This window comes from Gardnerella sp. Marseille-Q9691 (genome assembly GCF_046507715.1).
Taxonomy (GTDB): domain Bacteria; phylum Actinomycetota; class Actinomycetes; order Actinomycetales; family Bifidobacteriaceae; genus Bifidobacterium; species Bifidobacterium greenwoodii.
In genome coordinates this window covers 724,734-740,881 of the sequence record NZ_JBKFXI010000001.1, presented here as the reverse complement: position 1 = coordinate 740,881, position 16,148 = coordinate 724,734, and the positions used below count along the sequence as shown (strand labels likewise).

13 protein-coding genes are annotated in these 16,148 nt (G+C 46.1%); 12 read left to right on the top strand and 1 reads right to left on the bottom strand.

The genetic code is table 11. The annotated features are described in order from the left end of the window. The first annotated feature begins 30 nt into the window (after positions 1-30). The 10 genes from mraY (at position 31) to tuf (ending at position 12,555) form a co-directional block, all read left to right on the top strand. The gene (gene mraY / locus ACLD6A_RS03000; RefSeq protein WP_410313541.1) at positions 31-1,134 is read left to right on the top strand and encodes a phospho-N-acetylmuramoyl-pentapeptide-transferase; all 1,104 of its coding nucleotides are present in this window, start codon (positions 31-33) and stop codon (positions 1,132-1,134) included. 23 nt (positions 1,135-1,157) lie between these two features. Beyond that, positions 1,158-2,750 (top strand): UDP-N-acetylmuramoyl-L-alanine--D-glutamate ligase, encoded by a 1,593-nt coding sequence (gene murD, locus ACLD6A_RS02995; RefSeq protein WP_410313540.1) that lies wholly within the window; start codon positions 1,158-1,160, stop codon positions 2,748-2,750. After that, a complete protein-coding gene (locus ACLD6A_RS02990) occupies positions 2,731-3,975 on the top strand; it encodes a putative peptidoglycan glycosyltransferase FtsW (protein WP_410313617.1) in 1,245 nt (414 codons plus the stop codon). The genes murD and ACLD6A_RS02990 overlap by 20 nt, the downstream gene beginning before the upstream one ends. Before the next feature lie 19 nt (positions 3,976-3,994). Further along, positions 3,995-5,194, top strand: coding sequence for a UDP-N-acetylglucosamine--N-acetylmuramyl-(pentapeptide) pyrophosphoryl-undecaprenol N-acetylglucosamine transferase (locus ACLD6A_RS02985; protein WP_410313539.1), 1,200 nt, complete (start codon positions 3,995-3,997; stop codon positions 5,192-5,194). Further along, positions 5,194-6,798 carry a UDP-N-acetylmuramate--L-alanine ligase gene (murC, locus tag ACLD6A_RS02980; protein ID WP_410313538.1) on the top strand — a complete coding sequence of 535 codons (1,605 nt, stop codon included), beginning with the start codon at positions 5,194-5,196 and terminating at the stop codon, positions 6,796-6,798. The genes ACLD6A_RS02985 and murC overlap by 1 nt, the downstream gene beginning before the upstream one ends. A gap of 72 nt (positions 6,799-6,870) precedes the next feature. Further along, complete coding sequence (locus tag ACLD6A_RS02975) at positions 6,871-7,842, top strand: cell division protein FtsQ/DivIB (RefSeq protein WP_410313537.1); 972 nt, start codon at positions 6,871-6,873, stop codon at positions 7,840-7,842. Positions 7,843-8,169: 327 nt separating this feature from the next. Beyond that, the gene (rpsL, locus tag ACLD6A_RS02970) at positions 8,170-8,541 is read left to right on the top strand and encodes a 30S ribosomal protein S12 (RefSeq protein ID WP_003813881.1); all 372 of its coding nucleotides are present in this window, start codon (positions 8,170-8,172) and stop codon (positions 8,539-8,541) included. Between the two features lie 3 nt (positions 8,542-8,544). Next, positions 8,545-9,015: a 30S ribosomal protein S7 gene (gene rpsG, locus ACLD6A_RS02965; RefSeq protein ID WP_004127577.1), complete on the top strand. Its 471-nt coding sequence runs from the start codon at positions 8,545-8,547 to the stop codon at positions 9,013-9,015. A gap of 42 nt (positions 9,016-9,057) precedes the next feature. Then, a complete protein-coding gene (gene fusA, locus ACLD6A_RS02960) occupies positions 9,058-11,187 on the top strand; it encodes an elongation factor G (RefSeq protein ID WP_004135467.1) in 2,130 nt (709 codons plus the stop codon). 168 nt (positions 11,188-11,355) lie between these two features. Further along, positions 11,356-12,555, top strand: coding sequence for an elongation factor Tu (tuf, locus tag ACLD6A_RS02955; RefSeq protein ID WP_004127573.1), 1,200 nt, complete (start codon positions 11,356-11,358; stop codon positions 12,553-12,555). A gap of 643 nt (positions 12,556-13,198) precedes the next feature. Here the strand turns inward: tuf and ACLD6A_RS02950 are convergent. Further along, positions 13,199-13,945 carry a Bax inhibitor-1/YccA family protein gene (locus tag ACLD6A_RS02950; RefSeq protein ID WP_004135471.1) on the bottom strand — a complete coding sequence of 249 codons (747 nt, stop codon included), beginning with the start codon at positions 13,943-13,945 and terminating at the stop codon, positions 13,199-13,201. 171 nt (positions 13,946-14,116) lie between these two features. Here ACLD6A_RS02950 and ACLD6A_RS02945 point away from each other — a divergent pair, with 171 nt between their 5' ends. Both ACLD6A_RS02945 and miaA read left to right on the top strand, forming a co-directional pair. Further along, positions 14,117-14,947 (top strand): GTP pyrophosphokinase family protein, encoded by an 831-nt coding sequence (locus ACLD6A_RS02945; RefSeq protein ID WP_410313536.1) that lies wholly within the window; start codon positions 14,117-14,119, stop codon positions 14,945-14,947. Positions 14,948-15,024: 77 nt separating this feature from the next. Next, complete coding sequence (gene miaA, locus ACLD6A_RS02940) at positions 15,025-16,020, top strand: tRNA (adenosine(37)-N6)-dimethylallyltransferase MiaA (RefSeq protein ID WP_410313535.1); 996 nt, start codon at positions 15,025-15,027, stop codon at positions 16,018-16,020. Positions 16,021-16,148: the final 128 nt, after the last annotated feature.

Here is a 16,148-nt window from a genome sequence, read left to right as displayed (position 1 = left end):
GCAAACGGAATATAAAACGGAGGTTAAGCGGTGATTGCGCTTATTATCGGAATTGTTGTGTCGCTAGTTGTGACGATTATAGGCACGCCTCTGCTTATTCGTTTGGTGCACCGCTTGCATTATGGGCAGTACATTCGTCAGGATGGTCCGCAATCTCATTTAGTAAAGCGCGGAACTCCAACTATGGGCGGTGTTGTTATTAATCTTGCAGTTGTTGCAGGTTGGGCTGCTTCCGCACTTTACCGCTACATGTCTGTTGGAAGAGCACCTTCCTGGTCTGCTGTTTTAGTGCTTTTTGCCATGCTTTCTATGGGTTTGCTTGGCTTTATTGACGATTTTGCTAAGGTGAGAAAAAAGCAGAATCTTGGTCTTTCTGTGCACGCTAAATTCATTGGGCAGATTGTTTTTGCAAGCATTTACGCTCTTCTTGCGCTGCTTCTTCCAACGCAATCTGGTATTGCTAGTGCTCAGCCTGGAATGAGTTTTATTGAGCGACCATTCTTTGATTTTTCAATACTAGGTAAGGGTGTTGGAATTGTTGTGTTTATTATTTGGGTGAATTTCCTAATTGCTGCATGGTCTAATGCTGTAAATTTGACCGATGGTCTTGACGGCTTAGCTTCTGGCTCTTCTATGATTGCTTTTGCAGGTTACGCTTTGATTGCTTTTTGGGAAAGCTACCATGTGCGCGGCGGCGGTCATTTTGGCTTCTCTTACGCTGTTTCTGATCCTCTTGATTTAACTATTATTTCCGTTTGCGCGGCTGTTGCCTGCTTCGGTTTCTTGTGGTTTAATTCCAACCCTGCTCAAGTATTTATGGGAGACACTGGTTCTCTTGCGTTGGGTGGCTTGTTTGCTGCTATTTCTATTGCTACGCACACAGAGTTTTTGGCAGTAATTTTGGGCGGACTCTTTGTAATGGAAGCTGCAAGTGACGTTATTCAGGTTGGCTTCTTTAAAGCAACGCATAAACGCGTTTTCAAAATGGCTCCTATTCATCATCATTTTGAATTGCTCGGCTGGACGGAAACAAAGGTTGTTGTGCGTTTTTGGATGATTGAGCTTATGTTTGTTCTTTCTGCGCTTATGATGTTCTACGCGGATTGGGCAGGCCGTTCTGGATTGCTTATTTAATATAAAAGTTGGAAGGCTTCAATATGAGTACTCTTAAGAGTTCTGATTCGTCTGTTTCGCTACCATCATGCGAGTGCAGTAGCACATTCCCGTTCAAAAATGTTCTTGTTGCAGGACTTGGTGTTTCTGGACGTGGAGCTGCTGAAGTTTTGCGCGCTGTTGGATCTAATCCTATAACTGCAGACGAAAAAAAGCCTGAAGCCGATATTCATAATTTTGAAGAAATTAACTGGTCTAAAATCGACGCTGTAGTTACTTCTCCTGTTTTTAATCCTCGCACACCATTTTTGCAAGAAGCTCAATCGCATAATATTCCAGTAATGAGCGAAGTTGAATTAGCGTGGCGTTTGCGCGTTCCATCTAAGCACACAAATAAACCTGCTTATTGGATTGGTATTACCGGAACTAACGGCAAAACTTCCACTACAGAAATGACTTCAGCAATGCTTAACTCTTGCGGATTAGATGCTCCAGCTGTGGGAAATATTGGAAAATCTGTTTCTCATGCGGCTTTGGAAGCAGATCACGACGCTTTATGCGTTGAATTAAGCTCCTTCCAGCTGCATTTTACTGATTCTTTAGCTCTTGATTGTGCTGCTATTACGAATATTGCTGCCGACCATTTAGATTGGCATGGTGGCATGGAAGCTTATGCTCACGACAAGTCAAAAGTTTTTAATAATGTTCGCAAAGCTTTAGTTTACAATGCTCAAGATGAAAGAGTTAAAGCATTAGCTCAAACTGCAAAAGTGGCTTCGGGTTGCAAACGTATTGGATTTACTTTAACTGAGCCTTCTTTAGGCGAAATTGGTGTTAAAGACGGTTGGATTGTTGATAACAGCGGTGTTGCTGGGGGAGATCCTGGAGTATTGAAGCGTATTGTTGCTTTGCGTGATTTGCGTCATTTATGCGAGCCAGATGGCACAGTTTACCCACATTTGTTGGCTGACGCTCTTACAGCATTGGCTTTGGCTCTTGGCTTAACTGGAAACGTTGATGCTGCAGTTCGTGCTTTATGCGAGTTTGCTCCAGGCGGTCATCGAATTCAAACTGTTGCAACTTTGCCGGCTCAAGATTGCAATCCTTCGCATTCTATTCGATTCGTTGATGATTCTAAAGCAACTAATGCTCACGCTGCAGCCGCGTCTTTAGCAAGTTTTGCTAATAATTCGGTAGTTTGGATTGCTGGCGGCTTGGCAAAAGGCGGTTGTTTTGAAGATTTAGTAGCAAATCAGCTTCATGTGATTAAAGCTGTTGTTGTTATTGGCGTAGACCAGCGTCCGATTGTTGAAGCTATTCATAATTCTGCTCCAAATATTCCTGTAACTATTGTTGCTCCAGACGGTTCTAGTGCTGAATCGTATAATGGTATTGACGATGCGGTTTGCGAGCGAATTGAGCATAATTCACTTATAAATGCTGATTCTTCATTCGGTGAAGCTGTTATGCAAAAAACTGTAGAAGCTGCAGGGCTTTACGCTAAGCCTGGTGATGTTGTGCTTCTTGCTCCAGCATGTGCTTCTATGGATCAATTCGTTTCGTATGCTGATCGTGGAAATCGCTTTGCTGAAGAATCTCAACGATGGGTACACAATCATGGTATTAAACAACAATAAGCCGATTAAGTGGTTGCGCTCATTAGTGCACAAAAAAAGTGGTGAAGATCAAGGCCAAGATTTAGCGCTTAAGCATTATCTTGGATGGAAAAGTTTAACAAATCCTCTGTGGTGCTTATACGGAATGAGAATATCGGTAATTATTTTATCGATATTTGGCTTATTTATGGTATTTTCTAGCTCCTCGGTAACAATGATTACTTACGGAGTTGCACCTTGGGGGCAGGGTATAAACCAAACTCTTTACTGCATTTTGGGCATGATTGGCTATATTTTTGCTTCTCGCGTGCCTGTTTCGTACTACAGAAAATATGTTGCGATTATTTATGCTGTTGCGGCCGTAGCTCAGTTTTTAACCTTTGTGCCAGGTTTGCGCCGAGAGGTTAATGGTAACGCGGGCTGGATTGCTTTTGGTCCTATTACTTTGCAGCCTGCAGAAATCACGAAACTATCTTTGTGTATTTGGCTTCCAATCGCACTTCTTGCAGCAAAAGAAGCGTATAAGCGCGTTCAAATGCGAGCCTATATTCCCGCTGCATCCGGATTAGGTGTATCTTTGCTGCTAGTTATTGCTGGTAAGGATCTTGGTACTGCTTTAATTATTATTCTTATTGCTCTTATAGCTTTCTATTTAGGTGGATTCCCAACAAAATGGCTTGTTGGAAGCATATTTATTGCTTGCATAATGGTTGCTCTTTTGGTTTTAACAAGTCAAAATCGTATGCGAAGAATTCTCGCAACATTGCACGGCTGCGACGCTAAAGCAGCTAAAGGCGTGTGCTTCCAAGCAATTCACGCACAATACGCAATGGCTTCCGGAGGACTTTTAGGCGTTGGTATTGGTAATTCGCGCGAAAAATGGAATTATTTACCTTACGCTCATAACGATTTTATTTTCGCAATTATTGGCGAAGAAATGGGATTTTTGGTTGCGGCTGCAGTAGTTATTTTGTACATAATAATCGGCTGGTGCATGCTTTCTTCCGCACTTCAAGCAAAATCTAAGTTTATTTCAATAACTTTAATGTGCATAGCAACCTGGATTGTAGGCCAAGGCTTAGTTAATATTCTTGTAGTGGTGCAACTGTTGCCGGTTATGGGAGTTCCTATGCCGTTTGTGTCTGCAGGCGGATCTTCGCTTGTTATGTGTTTGGTTGCAGTAGGAGTCGCTGACGGTCTTATGCGAGCAAACCCACAGCTTAAAATGGAAAAAATAGTAGCGTAATTGAAGAATCGGGGAAATAATGAATCAGACTAATGCTAATCAGAAAGAAGTGCATATTGTGCTTGCAGGCGGGGGCACTGCAGGTCATGTTAATCCACTACTTTCTGTTGCAGACGCATTAAAACGTATTGAGCCAAACGCTCATATTAGCGTAATTGGTACGGCTGTTGGATTGGAAAAAGATCTTGTTCCAGAAGCAGGCTATGAACTTGACACTATAGAAAAAGTGCCTTTTCCTAGAAAACCAAATCTTGACGCACTAAAATTCCCTTTGCGTTGGATTAAAGAAACGCGCAAAGTTCAAAATATTTTATTAAAACGAAAGGCAGATATTGTAGTTGGCTTCGGCGGCTACGCTTCTGCTCCAGTTTATTTTAAAGCTCATTCTAAGCATATTCCTATTGTGATTCACGAGCAGAATGCTAAAGCCGGAATGGCAAATAAATTAGGTGCTAAATGGGCTGAAGAAATAGGAACTGTGTACAATACCACTGGTTTGCGCGCAAAAAACGGTGTTGAAGCAAAAAGAGTAGGATTGCCGCTTCGCCCTGCTATTTCTACATTGTGCAAAAAACTAGAAGAAGATAGAGGATCGGCTGCAGTTGAAGGCGCTTGCAAGCTTGGATTAGATCCAAAGCGACCAATTATTTTGGTAACTGGAGGCTCTTTAGGAGCAAAAAGCATCAATCTGGCTGTGGCTCAAGCTTCTAAAGAAATTTTGCCGCATGCGCAAGTTATACATTTAACTGGTCGCGCAAAAGCGGAAGAAGTGCGAAGCATAGTTGCAAAGCAAGTAGGTGAATCGCAAATAAACGATATTAATCCAAATCATGCTGGATTAGGTGATTATCATATTGCGGAATATTTAGAGCGTATTGACTGGGCTTTTGCTTGTGCAGACTTGGTTATTTGCAGGGCTGGAGCTGGAACTGTTGCCGAAATTTCCGCTTTAGGATTGCCTGCAGTTTATGTGCCGCTTCCTATTGGTAACGGTGAGCAGCGTTTTAATGCTGAGCCGGTTGTAAAAGCTGGCGGTGCGGTTATGGTAAACGATTGCGATTTTAGCGCTCAATGGTTAAATCTTGAAGGAATAGCTTTATTAGAAGATAGTAAGCGTTTGCAAAATATGCGAAAAGAATCATGGAATTATGGTATTCGTAACGCGGCAGACGTTATGGCAAAGCGTATTCTTGAAATCGCAAAAGGAAGCAGAAAATAATGTCGAATGTTAATAATAATGCGGATTTAGCTCACAAAAATGCGGATTTGCTATGCTCTAAAATCACTCTAAATCCCATAAAAGCTGCATTTGAAGATTCTAAAAACGCATCCACTCTTGGAAGAGTGCATTTTATTGGCATTGGTGGAGCAGGAATGAGTGTTCTTGCGGAAATGCTTCACGAAGAAGGCGTAAGTGTTAGCGGATGCGACCGCGAAGAAAACGATCACACAAAGCGCTTGGAAGAATTAGGTATTTCGGTAGAAATTGGGCAAGACGCTTTTCATGTTGAGAGTGCAGATGTGCTTGTGTATTCAAGCGCAATTAAGCCGAATAATCCAGAAATTGTGGCAGCTTATGCCAATGGTGTAAAACTCGTGCATAGAAGCGATATTCTTGCGCTACTTCTTGCCTCAAAAACTGGTGTTACTGTTGCAGGAGCTCACGGTAAAACAACTACAAGCTCGCTTCTTTCTCACATACTAAGCGTTGCTGGAACTGGAGAACTTGCAGACCCAAGCTACGCGATTGGCGGATCAATACAGGCTGCAGATGGCACTGTTATTGATGGCGGCCACGCGGGTAAGGGAAGCGTTATGGTTGCTGAAGCTGACGAATCCGACGGAAGCTTTGAAAAATATCGCCCGAGTATTGCAATCGTAACAAATGCTGAAGCAGATCACTTAGATCATTACGGTTCTAGCGAACGCTACCGTGAAGCTTTTGTTGAGCACGTAAGTCACGCTATTGATCACGTAATAATTTGCGCTGATGACGAAGGTGCTAGAAAAGTTCTTGAAAAAATGTCGGACGAGACTTTGCGCGCAACAATTGCCTACGGTGCTTACGATTCGTGGGCTTCAACTAGCGCTCGCGTGCAAAATTTGGCGCAGTTTGCTGGTATTAAGCATGAAAGCGAGCAGGCTGTAAGTGGGCGAGAAGTATTTACGCTTGTTTTGCCTGGGAATATTGCTGGTAATGCTGGTAATGCTGGCAATGCTGGTAAAATAGAAGATTCACTAAGCTTAGAAGTTAGTTTGCTGATTCCAGGATTGCACAATGCACGTAACGCTTCGGCTGCTATTATTGCTGCAGTATTGCTTGGAATGAAGCCGGAAGATGCGGCTCGTGGTGCTCAAAGTTTTAGGGGAGCATCTAGAAGATTTGATATTCGAGGATGCGTTAACGGTGTTACTGTTGTTGACGATTATGCGCATCATCCAACGGAAATTGAAGCTTTACTTCGTGCTGCTAGAAGGCGCTATACTTCAGCGGAATTGCGTGTGCTGTTCCAGCCGCATTTGTTCTCTAGAACGCGCGCTTTTGCTAGTGAGTTTGCTAAGGCTTTGGCTTTGGCTGACGATGTGATTGTTACTGGCATTTTTCCAGCTCGCGAAAAGCAGGAAGATTTTCCTAATATTCACGCAGAAACTATTGTTGAGGCTGCAAAAACGCAGAATCTCAATGTGCAAATTGAGGCTGTGGAAGATATGCGTGAGGCTGCGTTGAAACTTACTGCGCGCGCAAAATCCGGAGATGTTCTTCTTACTGTTGGTGCTGGAAGTATTACTGATATGACGTCTGTTATGCTAGAAGCGTTGTAAAAATATTCACAAAGTAGTAAGAAATATCTGCTATTCTTTAGGAAACTTAAGCTTCACGAGGAAAGGAGCGGTATGGGTCGCGTGATTGTTAGTAAATCAAATGATTCTTCTGAAAATAAGCCGCATCCTCGCACTGTTAAAAGCCTTAATTTAGCAGATGCGAATCCTAATCGCGAAGAAAAGCATCAGGGTAAATTTGTTGATGCAAGGCGCTTGCCAGGTCTTGACTTCATAAAGAAAACGCTAAGTCAAACTTCTGGATCTTTTGGAATGATGACTCGTCCTAGAATCGTCAATTTCAAAGAGCGCCTAAAAGAACGTAAATCCGCTTATTTGAAGTTTACACTTAAACGTGTTTTAGCTGTGATAGCTGTTATTGCAGTTCTTGTAGCGCTTTTATGGCTTCTGTTCTTCTCACCGGCATTTCGTCTTCAGCTAGACGATATTACTATTTCTGGTTCTAACGAATGGGTGAGTGAGCAGAAAATCGAATCGATAGCGTCTACTCAAGTAGACAAATCGCTGTTTTTGGTATCTTCGCAAGAAGTAATTGGTCAGCTTAAAGATATTCCTGGCGTAACTGAAGCAAAAGTTACTAAAAATTTCCCGCATAGTTTACAAATTACGGTTAGAGCTCAGCGTCCTGCAGCAATGCTTAAAACTCGCGAAAGCAGTAAGCTCACAGCTGTGGATGCAAAGGGTAGAGTTTTAAATGCTGTAGCGCAGGCGTCTATTAAAGGTATTCCGGTAATCGAAGTAGGGGATATTCAACGAAGCCTAAACAATAGAGCCGTTCTTGAAGCTGTGAAAATCGTAAGCTCGCTGCCGGAATCAATGCGCGCTAGAGTTACGAAAGTTAGTGCAAAAACGCAGGATTCTGTTGAAACGGAACTTGGTGACGTAAAGCGAACTATTGTTTGGGGCGATTCTTCGCAAATCGAATTAAAAAAGGCTATTGTTGCTAAAATTATTGACGATCCTAGCAAAATAGGAGATAAGCATAGGCTCGATGTTTCCGCTCCTGTGCGACCAATTCTTAAGTAGATTTTGGTTTTAATTGAGTTTGAGCTTGGCTTGAGTTGGGCTTGAGCTTGGTTTGATTTTGCTTTTGTGATTTAGTTAGAAGCATTGTCAAACTTTGGTGTATAATAGTAATTTGTGTGTGCCAACGGCGTGCCTTATGTGATAGGCGTGCAGGTTGGGATATCCCAAGTGCCAAAGATAGCGCGCAGTAATGCGTGACTGGAGGCGCAAGGGCCATCGGGCCGGTGGACTGTGGCTTTTACTCTTTTAACCGATTCAGGTTTAAGGTGTGCTGCAGTGTGGCGGTTTTCACCAAACAGAACATATCAATGAATCGGAGAACTTAAGTTGCCTACGATTGAACAACTCGTCCGTAAGGGACGTCAGGCCAAGCCTAAGAAGTCAAAGACTTTGGCCTTGAAAGGTAGCCCGTTGCGTCGTGGCGTGTGCACCCGTGTGTACACCACCACTCCTAAGAAGCCAAATTCCGCGCTTCGTAAGGTTGCTCGTGTGCGCCTCAGCTCGGGTATTGAAGTAACCGCCTATATTCCAGGCGAAGGTCATAACTTGCAGGAGCACTCCATTGTGCTTGTGCGCGGTGGCCGTGTGAAGGATCTCCCAGGTGTGCGTTACCACATCGTGCGTGGCGCGCTCGATACCCAGGGTGTCAAGGACCGCAAGCAGGGTCGTTCCCTGTATGGAGCAAAGAAGGCGAAGTAAAACATGTCACGTAAAGGACCTGCAAAAAAGCATCAGTTGCTTCCTGATCCAATCTACGGCTCGACCGTCGTGGCTCAGTTGATTAACAAAATCCTTCTCGATGGTAAGAAGTCCATCGCAGAAAACATCGTCTACACCGCTCTTGAGCAGGTGAAGGCAAAGACCGAGCAGGAGCCAGTTTCTGTTTTGAAGCGCGCTCTCGATAACATTCGTCCAAGCCTCGAGGTTCGTTCCCGCCGCGTCGGTGGCGCAACCTACCAGGTTCCAGTCGAAGTTAAGCCTGCTCGTGCAAACACATTGTCCCTTCGCTGGCTTACTGACTTCTCCCGCGTTCGTCGTGAGAAGACAATGGCTGAGCGTTTGGCCAACGAAATTCTCGATGCCTCCAATGGCTTGGGTGCTTCCGTGAAGCGCCGCGAGGATACCCACAAGATGGCAGAAGCAAACAAGGCTTTTGCTCACTATCGCTGGTAATCCACAAGATAATCGGTATCTTAAAGAGCTAAGGATAAGAATATGGCACAAGATGTGCTTAACGACCTGAATATGGTTCGTAACATCGGCATCATGGCGCACATCGATGCTGGTAAGACTACTACAACCGAACGTATTCTTTACTACACTGGTAAGAATTACAAGATCGGTGAAACTCATGATGGTGCTTCTACCATGGACTTCATGGCTCAGGAGCAGGAACGCGGTATTACTATTCAGTCTGCTGCAACCACCTGCTTCTGGAAGCGTCAGACTCACGACGTTGATGACCGCTATCAGATCAACATCATCGATACCCCAGGCCACGTGGACTTCACCGCTGAGGTGGAACGTTCCCTTCGTGTTCTCGACGGTGCTGTTGCAGTCTTCGATGGTAAGGAAGGCGTGGAGCCTCAGTCTGAAACCGTGTGGCGTCAGGCAGATAAGTACAGCGTTCCACGTATTTGCTTCATCAACAAGATGGATAAGCTTGGCGCTGATTTCTACTACTCCGTCAAGACCATCAAGGAGAAGCTCGGCGCAACTCCACTCGTTATTCAGCTTCCAATCGGCGCTGAAAACGACTTCACTGGCGTTGTTGACTTGATTCGTATGAAGGCTTACGTCTGGAATGACGTTAAGGACGATATGGGTGCTCACTACGACACCGTTGACATTCCTGCAGATTTGCAGGATCGTGCAGAAGAGTATCGTGCTGAACTCATGGATCAGGTTGCTGAAGCTGACGACGAATTGGTTGAGAAGTATCTCGAAACTGGCGAACTTACTGAAGAAGAAATGCGCGCTGGTATTCGTAAGCTTACAATCGAACGCAAGGCCTTCCCTGTAACCTGCGGTTCTGCATTCAAGGATAAGGGTGTTCAGCCAATGCTGGATGCTGTTGTTGACTTCCTTCCAAGCCCAGAGGATGTTCCATCCATTAAGGGCTTCAAGCCAGGCGACGAATCCGTTGAAATTGACCGCAAGCCAGTGAACACCGATCCATTCGCAGCTTTGGTCTTCAAGATTTCCACCCATCCGTTCTACGGCAAGCTCGTGTTCGTGCGCGTTTACTCTGGCGAAGTTAAGCCAGGCGATTCTGTGTACGATTCCACGAAGTCCAAGAAGGAACGCGTTGGTAAGATCTTCCAGATGCACGCTGATAAGGAAAATCCTGTAGATTCCGCAGAAGCTGGTAACATCTACACCTTCGTTGGTTTGAAGAACGTCAGCACTGGTGATACCTTGTGCGACGAAAAGAACCCAATCTCCTTGGAATCCATGACCTTCCCAGATCCTGTTATCGAGGTGGCTGTGGAGCCAAAGACGAAGGCTGATCAGGAAAAGATGAGCTTGGCTTTGGCTAAGCTTTCTGACGAGGATCCTACCTTCCAGGTTAAGACCGATGAGGAATCCGGCCAGACTTTGATTTCCGGTATGGGCGAGCTTCAGCTTGACATTATCGTTGATCGTATGCGCCGCGAGTTCAAGGTCGAAGCGAATGTTGGTAAGCCACAGGTTGCTTACCGTGAAACCATTCGTAAGGCTGTTATGAACCAGGAATACACTCACAAGAAGCAGACCGGTGGTTCTGGTCAGTTCGCTAAGGTTTTGATGAACTTCGAGCCTCTCGACACAGAATCTGGCGAAACTTACCAGTTCGTCAACGAAGTTACCGGCGGCCACATTACCAAGGAATTCATTCCTTCCATCGACGCAGGTGTGCAGGAAGCTATGGAGTCCGGCGTGTTGGCTGGCTTCCCAGTTGTGGGCGTAAAGGCAACCGTCACCGACGGTCAGACTCACGATGTTGATTCTTCGGAAATGGCCTTCAAGATTGCAGGTTCCATGTGCTTCAAGGAAGCTGCACCAAAAGCTAATCCGGTAATTCTCGAACCAATTATGGCAGTCGAAGTCCGTACTCCAGAAGAGTACATGGGCGATGTCATGGGCGATTTGAACTCTCGCCGCGGTAACATCCAGTCTATGACTGATGCAACCGGCGTTAAGGTTATTGACGCAAAGGTGCCGCTGAGCGAAATGTTCGGCTACATCGGCGATCTTCGTTCCAAGACTCAGGGCCGCGCAATGTTCACCATGCAGATGGACTCCTACGCAGAGGTCCCGAAGGCTGTTTCGGACGAGATTATTAAGGCTCAGCGCGGCGAATAAAGCGCACGCTACTTCGGTGTTTTCTGTCCCCGGTCAACGCTAGAATTTCTACGTTGACTGGGTTCTGGCACCGAAGTGGCACCTAACCCAGAAACCCAGTAAATATGTAGCGAAAGACTTTACACATTCGTGTAAAGCAAACTACGAGACGTCCAGGAGGACAAACACATGGCAAAGGAAAAGTACGAGCGTACTAAGCCGCATGTCAACATTGGTACCATTGGTCACGTTGATCACGGCAAGACTACTCTGACCGCGGCTATCTCCAAGGTGCTGCACAGCGAATATCCTGATTTGAACCCTCAGTATGACTTCGATCAGATTGATGCCGCTCCAGAAGAGAAGGAACGCGGTATTACCATCAACATCGCACACATCGAGTATCAGACCGCTGAGCGTCACTACGCTCACGTGGACGCTCCAGGCCACGCTGATTACGTTAAGAACATGATCACCGGTGCTGCTCAGATGGATGGCGCAATCCTCGTGGTTGCTGCTACCGATGGTCCTATGGCTCAGACCCGTGAGCACGTTTTGCTCGCAAAGCAGGTCGGTGTCCCGAAGATCCTCGTTGCTTTGAACAAGTGCGATATGGTTGATGACCCAGAGCTTATTGACCTCGTTGAAGAAGAGGTCCGTGACCTCCTCGAAGAAAACGGCTTCGATCGCGACTGCCCAGTCATCCGCACCTCTGCTTACGGTGCTTTGCACGATGACGCTCCAGATCACGACAAGTGGGTAGAGACCGTCAAGGAACTTATGAAGGCTGTTGACGAGTACATCCCAACCCCAACTCACGATCTTGACAAGCCATTCTTGATGCCAATCGAAGATGTGTTCACCATCTCCGGTCGTGGTACCGTGGTTACCGGTCGTGTTGAGCGTGGTAAGCTCCCAATCAACACCCCAGTGGAGATTGTTGGCTTGCGTCCAACCCAGACCACCACCGTTACCTCCATCGAGACCTTCCACAAGCAGATGGATGAGGCAGAAGCTGGCGATAACACTGGTCTTCTTCTCCGTGGTATCAACCGTACCGACGTTGAGCGTGGCCAGGTTGTGGCTGCTCCAGGTTCTGTGACCCCACACACCAAGTTCGAAGGCGAAGTTTACGTCTTGACCAAGGACGAAGGTGGCCGTCACTCGCCGTTCTTCTCCAACTACCGTCCACAGTTCTACTTCCGCACCACCGACGTCACCGGCGTTATCACCTTGCCAGACGGCGTTGAGATGGTTCAGCCAGGCGATCACGCAACATTCACTGTTGAGTTGATCCAGGCCATCGCAATGGAAGAGGGCTTGACCTTCGCAGTTCGTGAAGGTGGCCGTACCGTTGGTTCCGGTCGTGTGACCAAGATTCTTGCCTAGTATTTTCTTAACTGAAAGTATTAGCTAAGGCTTAATAAAGACCCCGCGAGGAAACTCGTGGGGTCTTTTTGTTGTTTCGCGCGACGACCTGCTTGAGCGATGCATTGCGAGCGATGACCTGTTTTCTGCGCGAGTGTCTCATTTTGCCCATTTTTGGACACTGGTGCAGATGGGTTACTGCGTTAGGTTCTCTGATTGTAGATTATTGGACATTAGTGCAGATTGCGTACTGCGTTAGGGTCTCTGGTTGTCTGTTTGGGAAACATTTGCCGGTAAATTCTCTGGCATTTGTTGTCGTTTTTGCCTTGGCTGACCACATTTGCCGTGTATTTTTCCGGCTTTTGGAGGGTTTGGTGGGTATGGCGCTCCAAACGTGGGTAATTCATCGCGCTTTTGGAGGGTTTGGGGTTGTTTGGCGCTCCAAATGTGGGGAAACGCTCGCGCTATAAGCGCTCGCTTACGAAACTCGCGTTGGAAGTCCACTGGACTTCCAATCTGAGCGAGTTTCCGCTACGAGTTGCCTTCGCGCGCTACGCTTTAAGCGCTTCGGCAGGTCGTCGCGCCCATGTTTGGAGAGTAGAACACATAAATAAAAACCCTGCCGACGAATCAGCAGGGTTTTGTGTTTAGAAAATCAGAACTACTAATCTCTGTTGTTTCCAAGCAGCTGCAGCAAGTAAATGAACATGTTAATAAAGTCCAAATAAAGCTGGAAAGCGCAGAAAATCGACAGCTTCTTAACCATTTCTGGCTGATTTGCGTACTGCTCAAGAAGCGAGCGCGTGGCTTGCGCATCGTAAGCGGTTAGGCCAGCAAAAATCAGTATTCCAATAGCTGCAACAATTCGCAATACGCCTGCACCAGGAGCGACGAACATCAAAATAACTTGCGTAATAATTAACGCAATAAGCGCAACCATAAGAATTGGCCCAGCTTTAAGTAGATTCATCTTCGTAGTGAGCGCAAGCATAGTCAAGCAAAGGAAGAATCCTGCAGTTAACGCAAAGACTAGTGCAATTGAGCCTATACTAAATACCATAAAAATAGTGCTGAGCGTAAAACCGGTTAGAGCCGAATACGCATAAAACAGAACGCGCGCTGTAGTAGTGCTCATTTTCATGATGCGAGTGCCCATAAAAACGGATATAATAATTTGCGCGCCAATTAGAAGAATCCAACCCCAGCCGCGAGTTGCAAGCATAAATTGCAAGAATAAATTACTGGTTTGTGTAAACATTGCAACTAGTGCAGTTACAGCAAGACCAATCGTCATTTCGCCGTAAGTGCGACCTACAGAAATTCTTTTTGCTTTTTCAAAAGCGTAAGTAGCATTAGTGTCGATTACTTCAGGAGCGCTCGCTCCGTAATAATCTTGCGTAAAGTTTGTCATAATTTCTCCTTAACAGCTGTGAAATAAAACGCTGTCAAGACAACGTTCTCATAATATTTTAGCTGATGCATCTTAAAAAATGCTAAAAATGTAACGTAATTTAGTACTTTTGCACAAATAGACTATAGATTAACCTACAGTTTAGCAGTTTCTCGAGTATTATAGAAAGACGTGATACTTGATCGTCATAATCGCGTAAACGCAGCAGAATTGTACGCCCGCCTTCATAGCAACGAAGCAATTAGTGAGCAGGGCGTTGAAAATAACACTAATACAAATACGCACGAGCAGCACGAACACGAGCACGCTTCGCATAATTGCCCAAACTGCGGCAAATCAAACTCCCCAATGCTGCCGGAAGATCAAATTGACGAATTCGTAAACATGATGCAAGTTTACGAAGGCGCAATGTACGAAATCAGCACAAAGCTTGAGATTCTCGACAGCGAATTCCAGGTGCGCTTCTCACACGACCCAATTCACCACATGGAGCGCCGCCTTAAGTCAGTTCACTCTATTTTTGAAAAGCTGCAGCGCCGCAATCTGGAAATTTCCACGCGCTCTATACGCGACAATCTTTTCGACGTTGCCGGCATTCGCGTCATCTGCAATTATTGCGACGACGTGTACTCCGTAGCTCAGTACCTTTCTAAACAAACAGACATTCAGGTGCTGCGAGTCAAGGATTATATTAAAAATCCTAAGCAGAACGGATACCGCAGTTTGCACGTGATTTACGCAGTGCCTGTGTTCTTGTCGTCGGGCGCGCATTATACGCCGGTTGAAGTGCAGTTCCGCACAATTGCAATGGATTATTGGGCTAGTTTGGAACACGCTTTGCGCTATAAAGCCGGTTTGCCGGATGCAAAGTTGGCCGAGCACTCGCAGACTTTGCTTGATTGCGCGCGCAACTTGCAGAATATTGAGGCGCAGATGCAGGGCATTCACCGCGATATTAACGGCGCTCCTCGAGCTGAAGAAGCCCCAAATAGCAGGGCGTGAGAATCGTTTCAGCAGCCTCGGGATTATAATATTTAAGATAAATCTGATTTGTATGCGCGTAAGTTGAGGAGCGTGACGTGGCGGAAAATAAGCAAAATCACGTGCCGAAAGTGATTTCAATCGTAGGCCCTACAGCTTCCGGCAAAACAGGTCTTGGTATTGCGCTGGCAAAAAAACTAGCTGAACGCGGCGTGCGCGCTGAAATCATCAATGCAGATGCGTATCAAATGTACCGTTACATGGATATTGGTACGGCGAAGGCGAGCGCTCAGGAGCAGGCGGAAGTGCCGCATCATTTGCTGGATATTATCGATCCAGAGGAAACTATGACAGTTGCGCGCTTTCAAGATCTTGCACGACAGTGCATTCGTGAGCTGCAGTCGCGCGGTGTGAGGCCGATTTTAGTTGGCGGTTCGGGATTGTATGCGCGTGCTGCAGTGGATGATATTACATTCCCTGGTACGGATGCGTCTATTCGCGCGGCTTTGGAAGAGCGCGAGCGCAAAGAGGGTGCGGGTGCTCTGTTTGATGAGTTGCAAAAGAAGGATCCTGTTGCCGCGGCCCATATGGATGCGCGAAATCCGCGACGTACTATCCGTGCGCTTGAAGTGATTGAGCTTACCGGAAAGCCTTATTCTGCAACGCTTCCGCGCTATAAATACGTGATTGATTGCCTACAAATTGGTTTAGATTTAAAACGCGAGGATTTAGACAAGCGCGTGGATTTGCGTACACAGCTGATGCGAGAACATGGGTTTGTGAATGAAGTGCGCGCAATTCGCGGTAGATTAGGTGTGACTGCAGCTCGTGCTCTCGGCTACCAGCAGATTATGGATTATTTGGATGGCGTGTGGAGCGAGGATGAGGCTTTTGAGGATATTGCGCAGAAGACTCGTAGGCTTGCGCGAAAGCAGATGGGCTGGTTTGGGCGAGATGCGCGCATTCACTGGTTGGATGCTCTGCGTCCGGATCTTGCGGACGCTGCGCTCGCGCTAGTTGATGCTGCAGATGCGGGGGAGTTTGATAACGAAGAAGCTGGTGCGACTCAGCATCATCTTGGATTTGTGCAGTAAATGCTGTGCTTAAAACGAAAGTCGACATAAACAGCGCAACGCTGAGTCGTTTATGTTGCTTTTACGGCAGATTCCGGCCAAAACGACCCAACCGTGAGTAGTTTTGGTAGCCTGCGCGCTATTTAGTT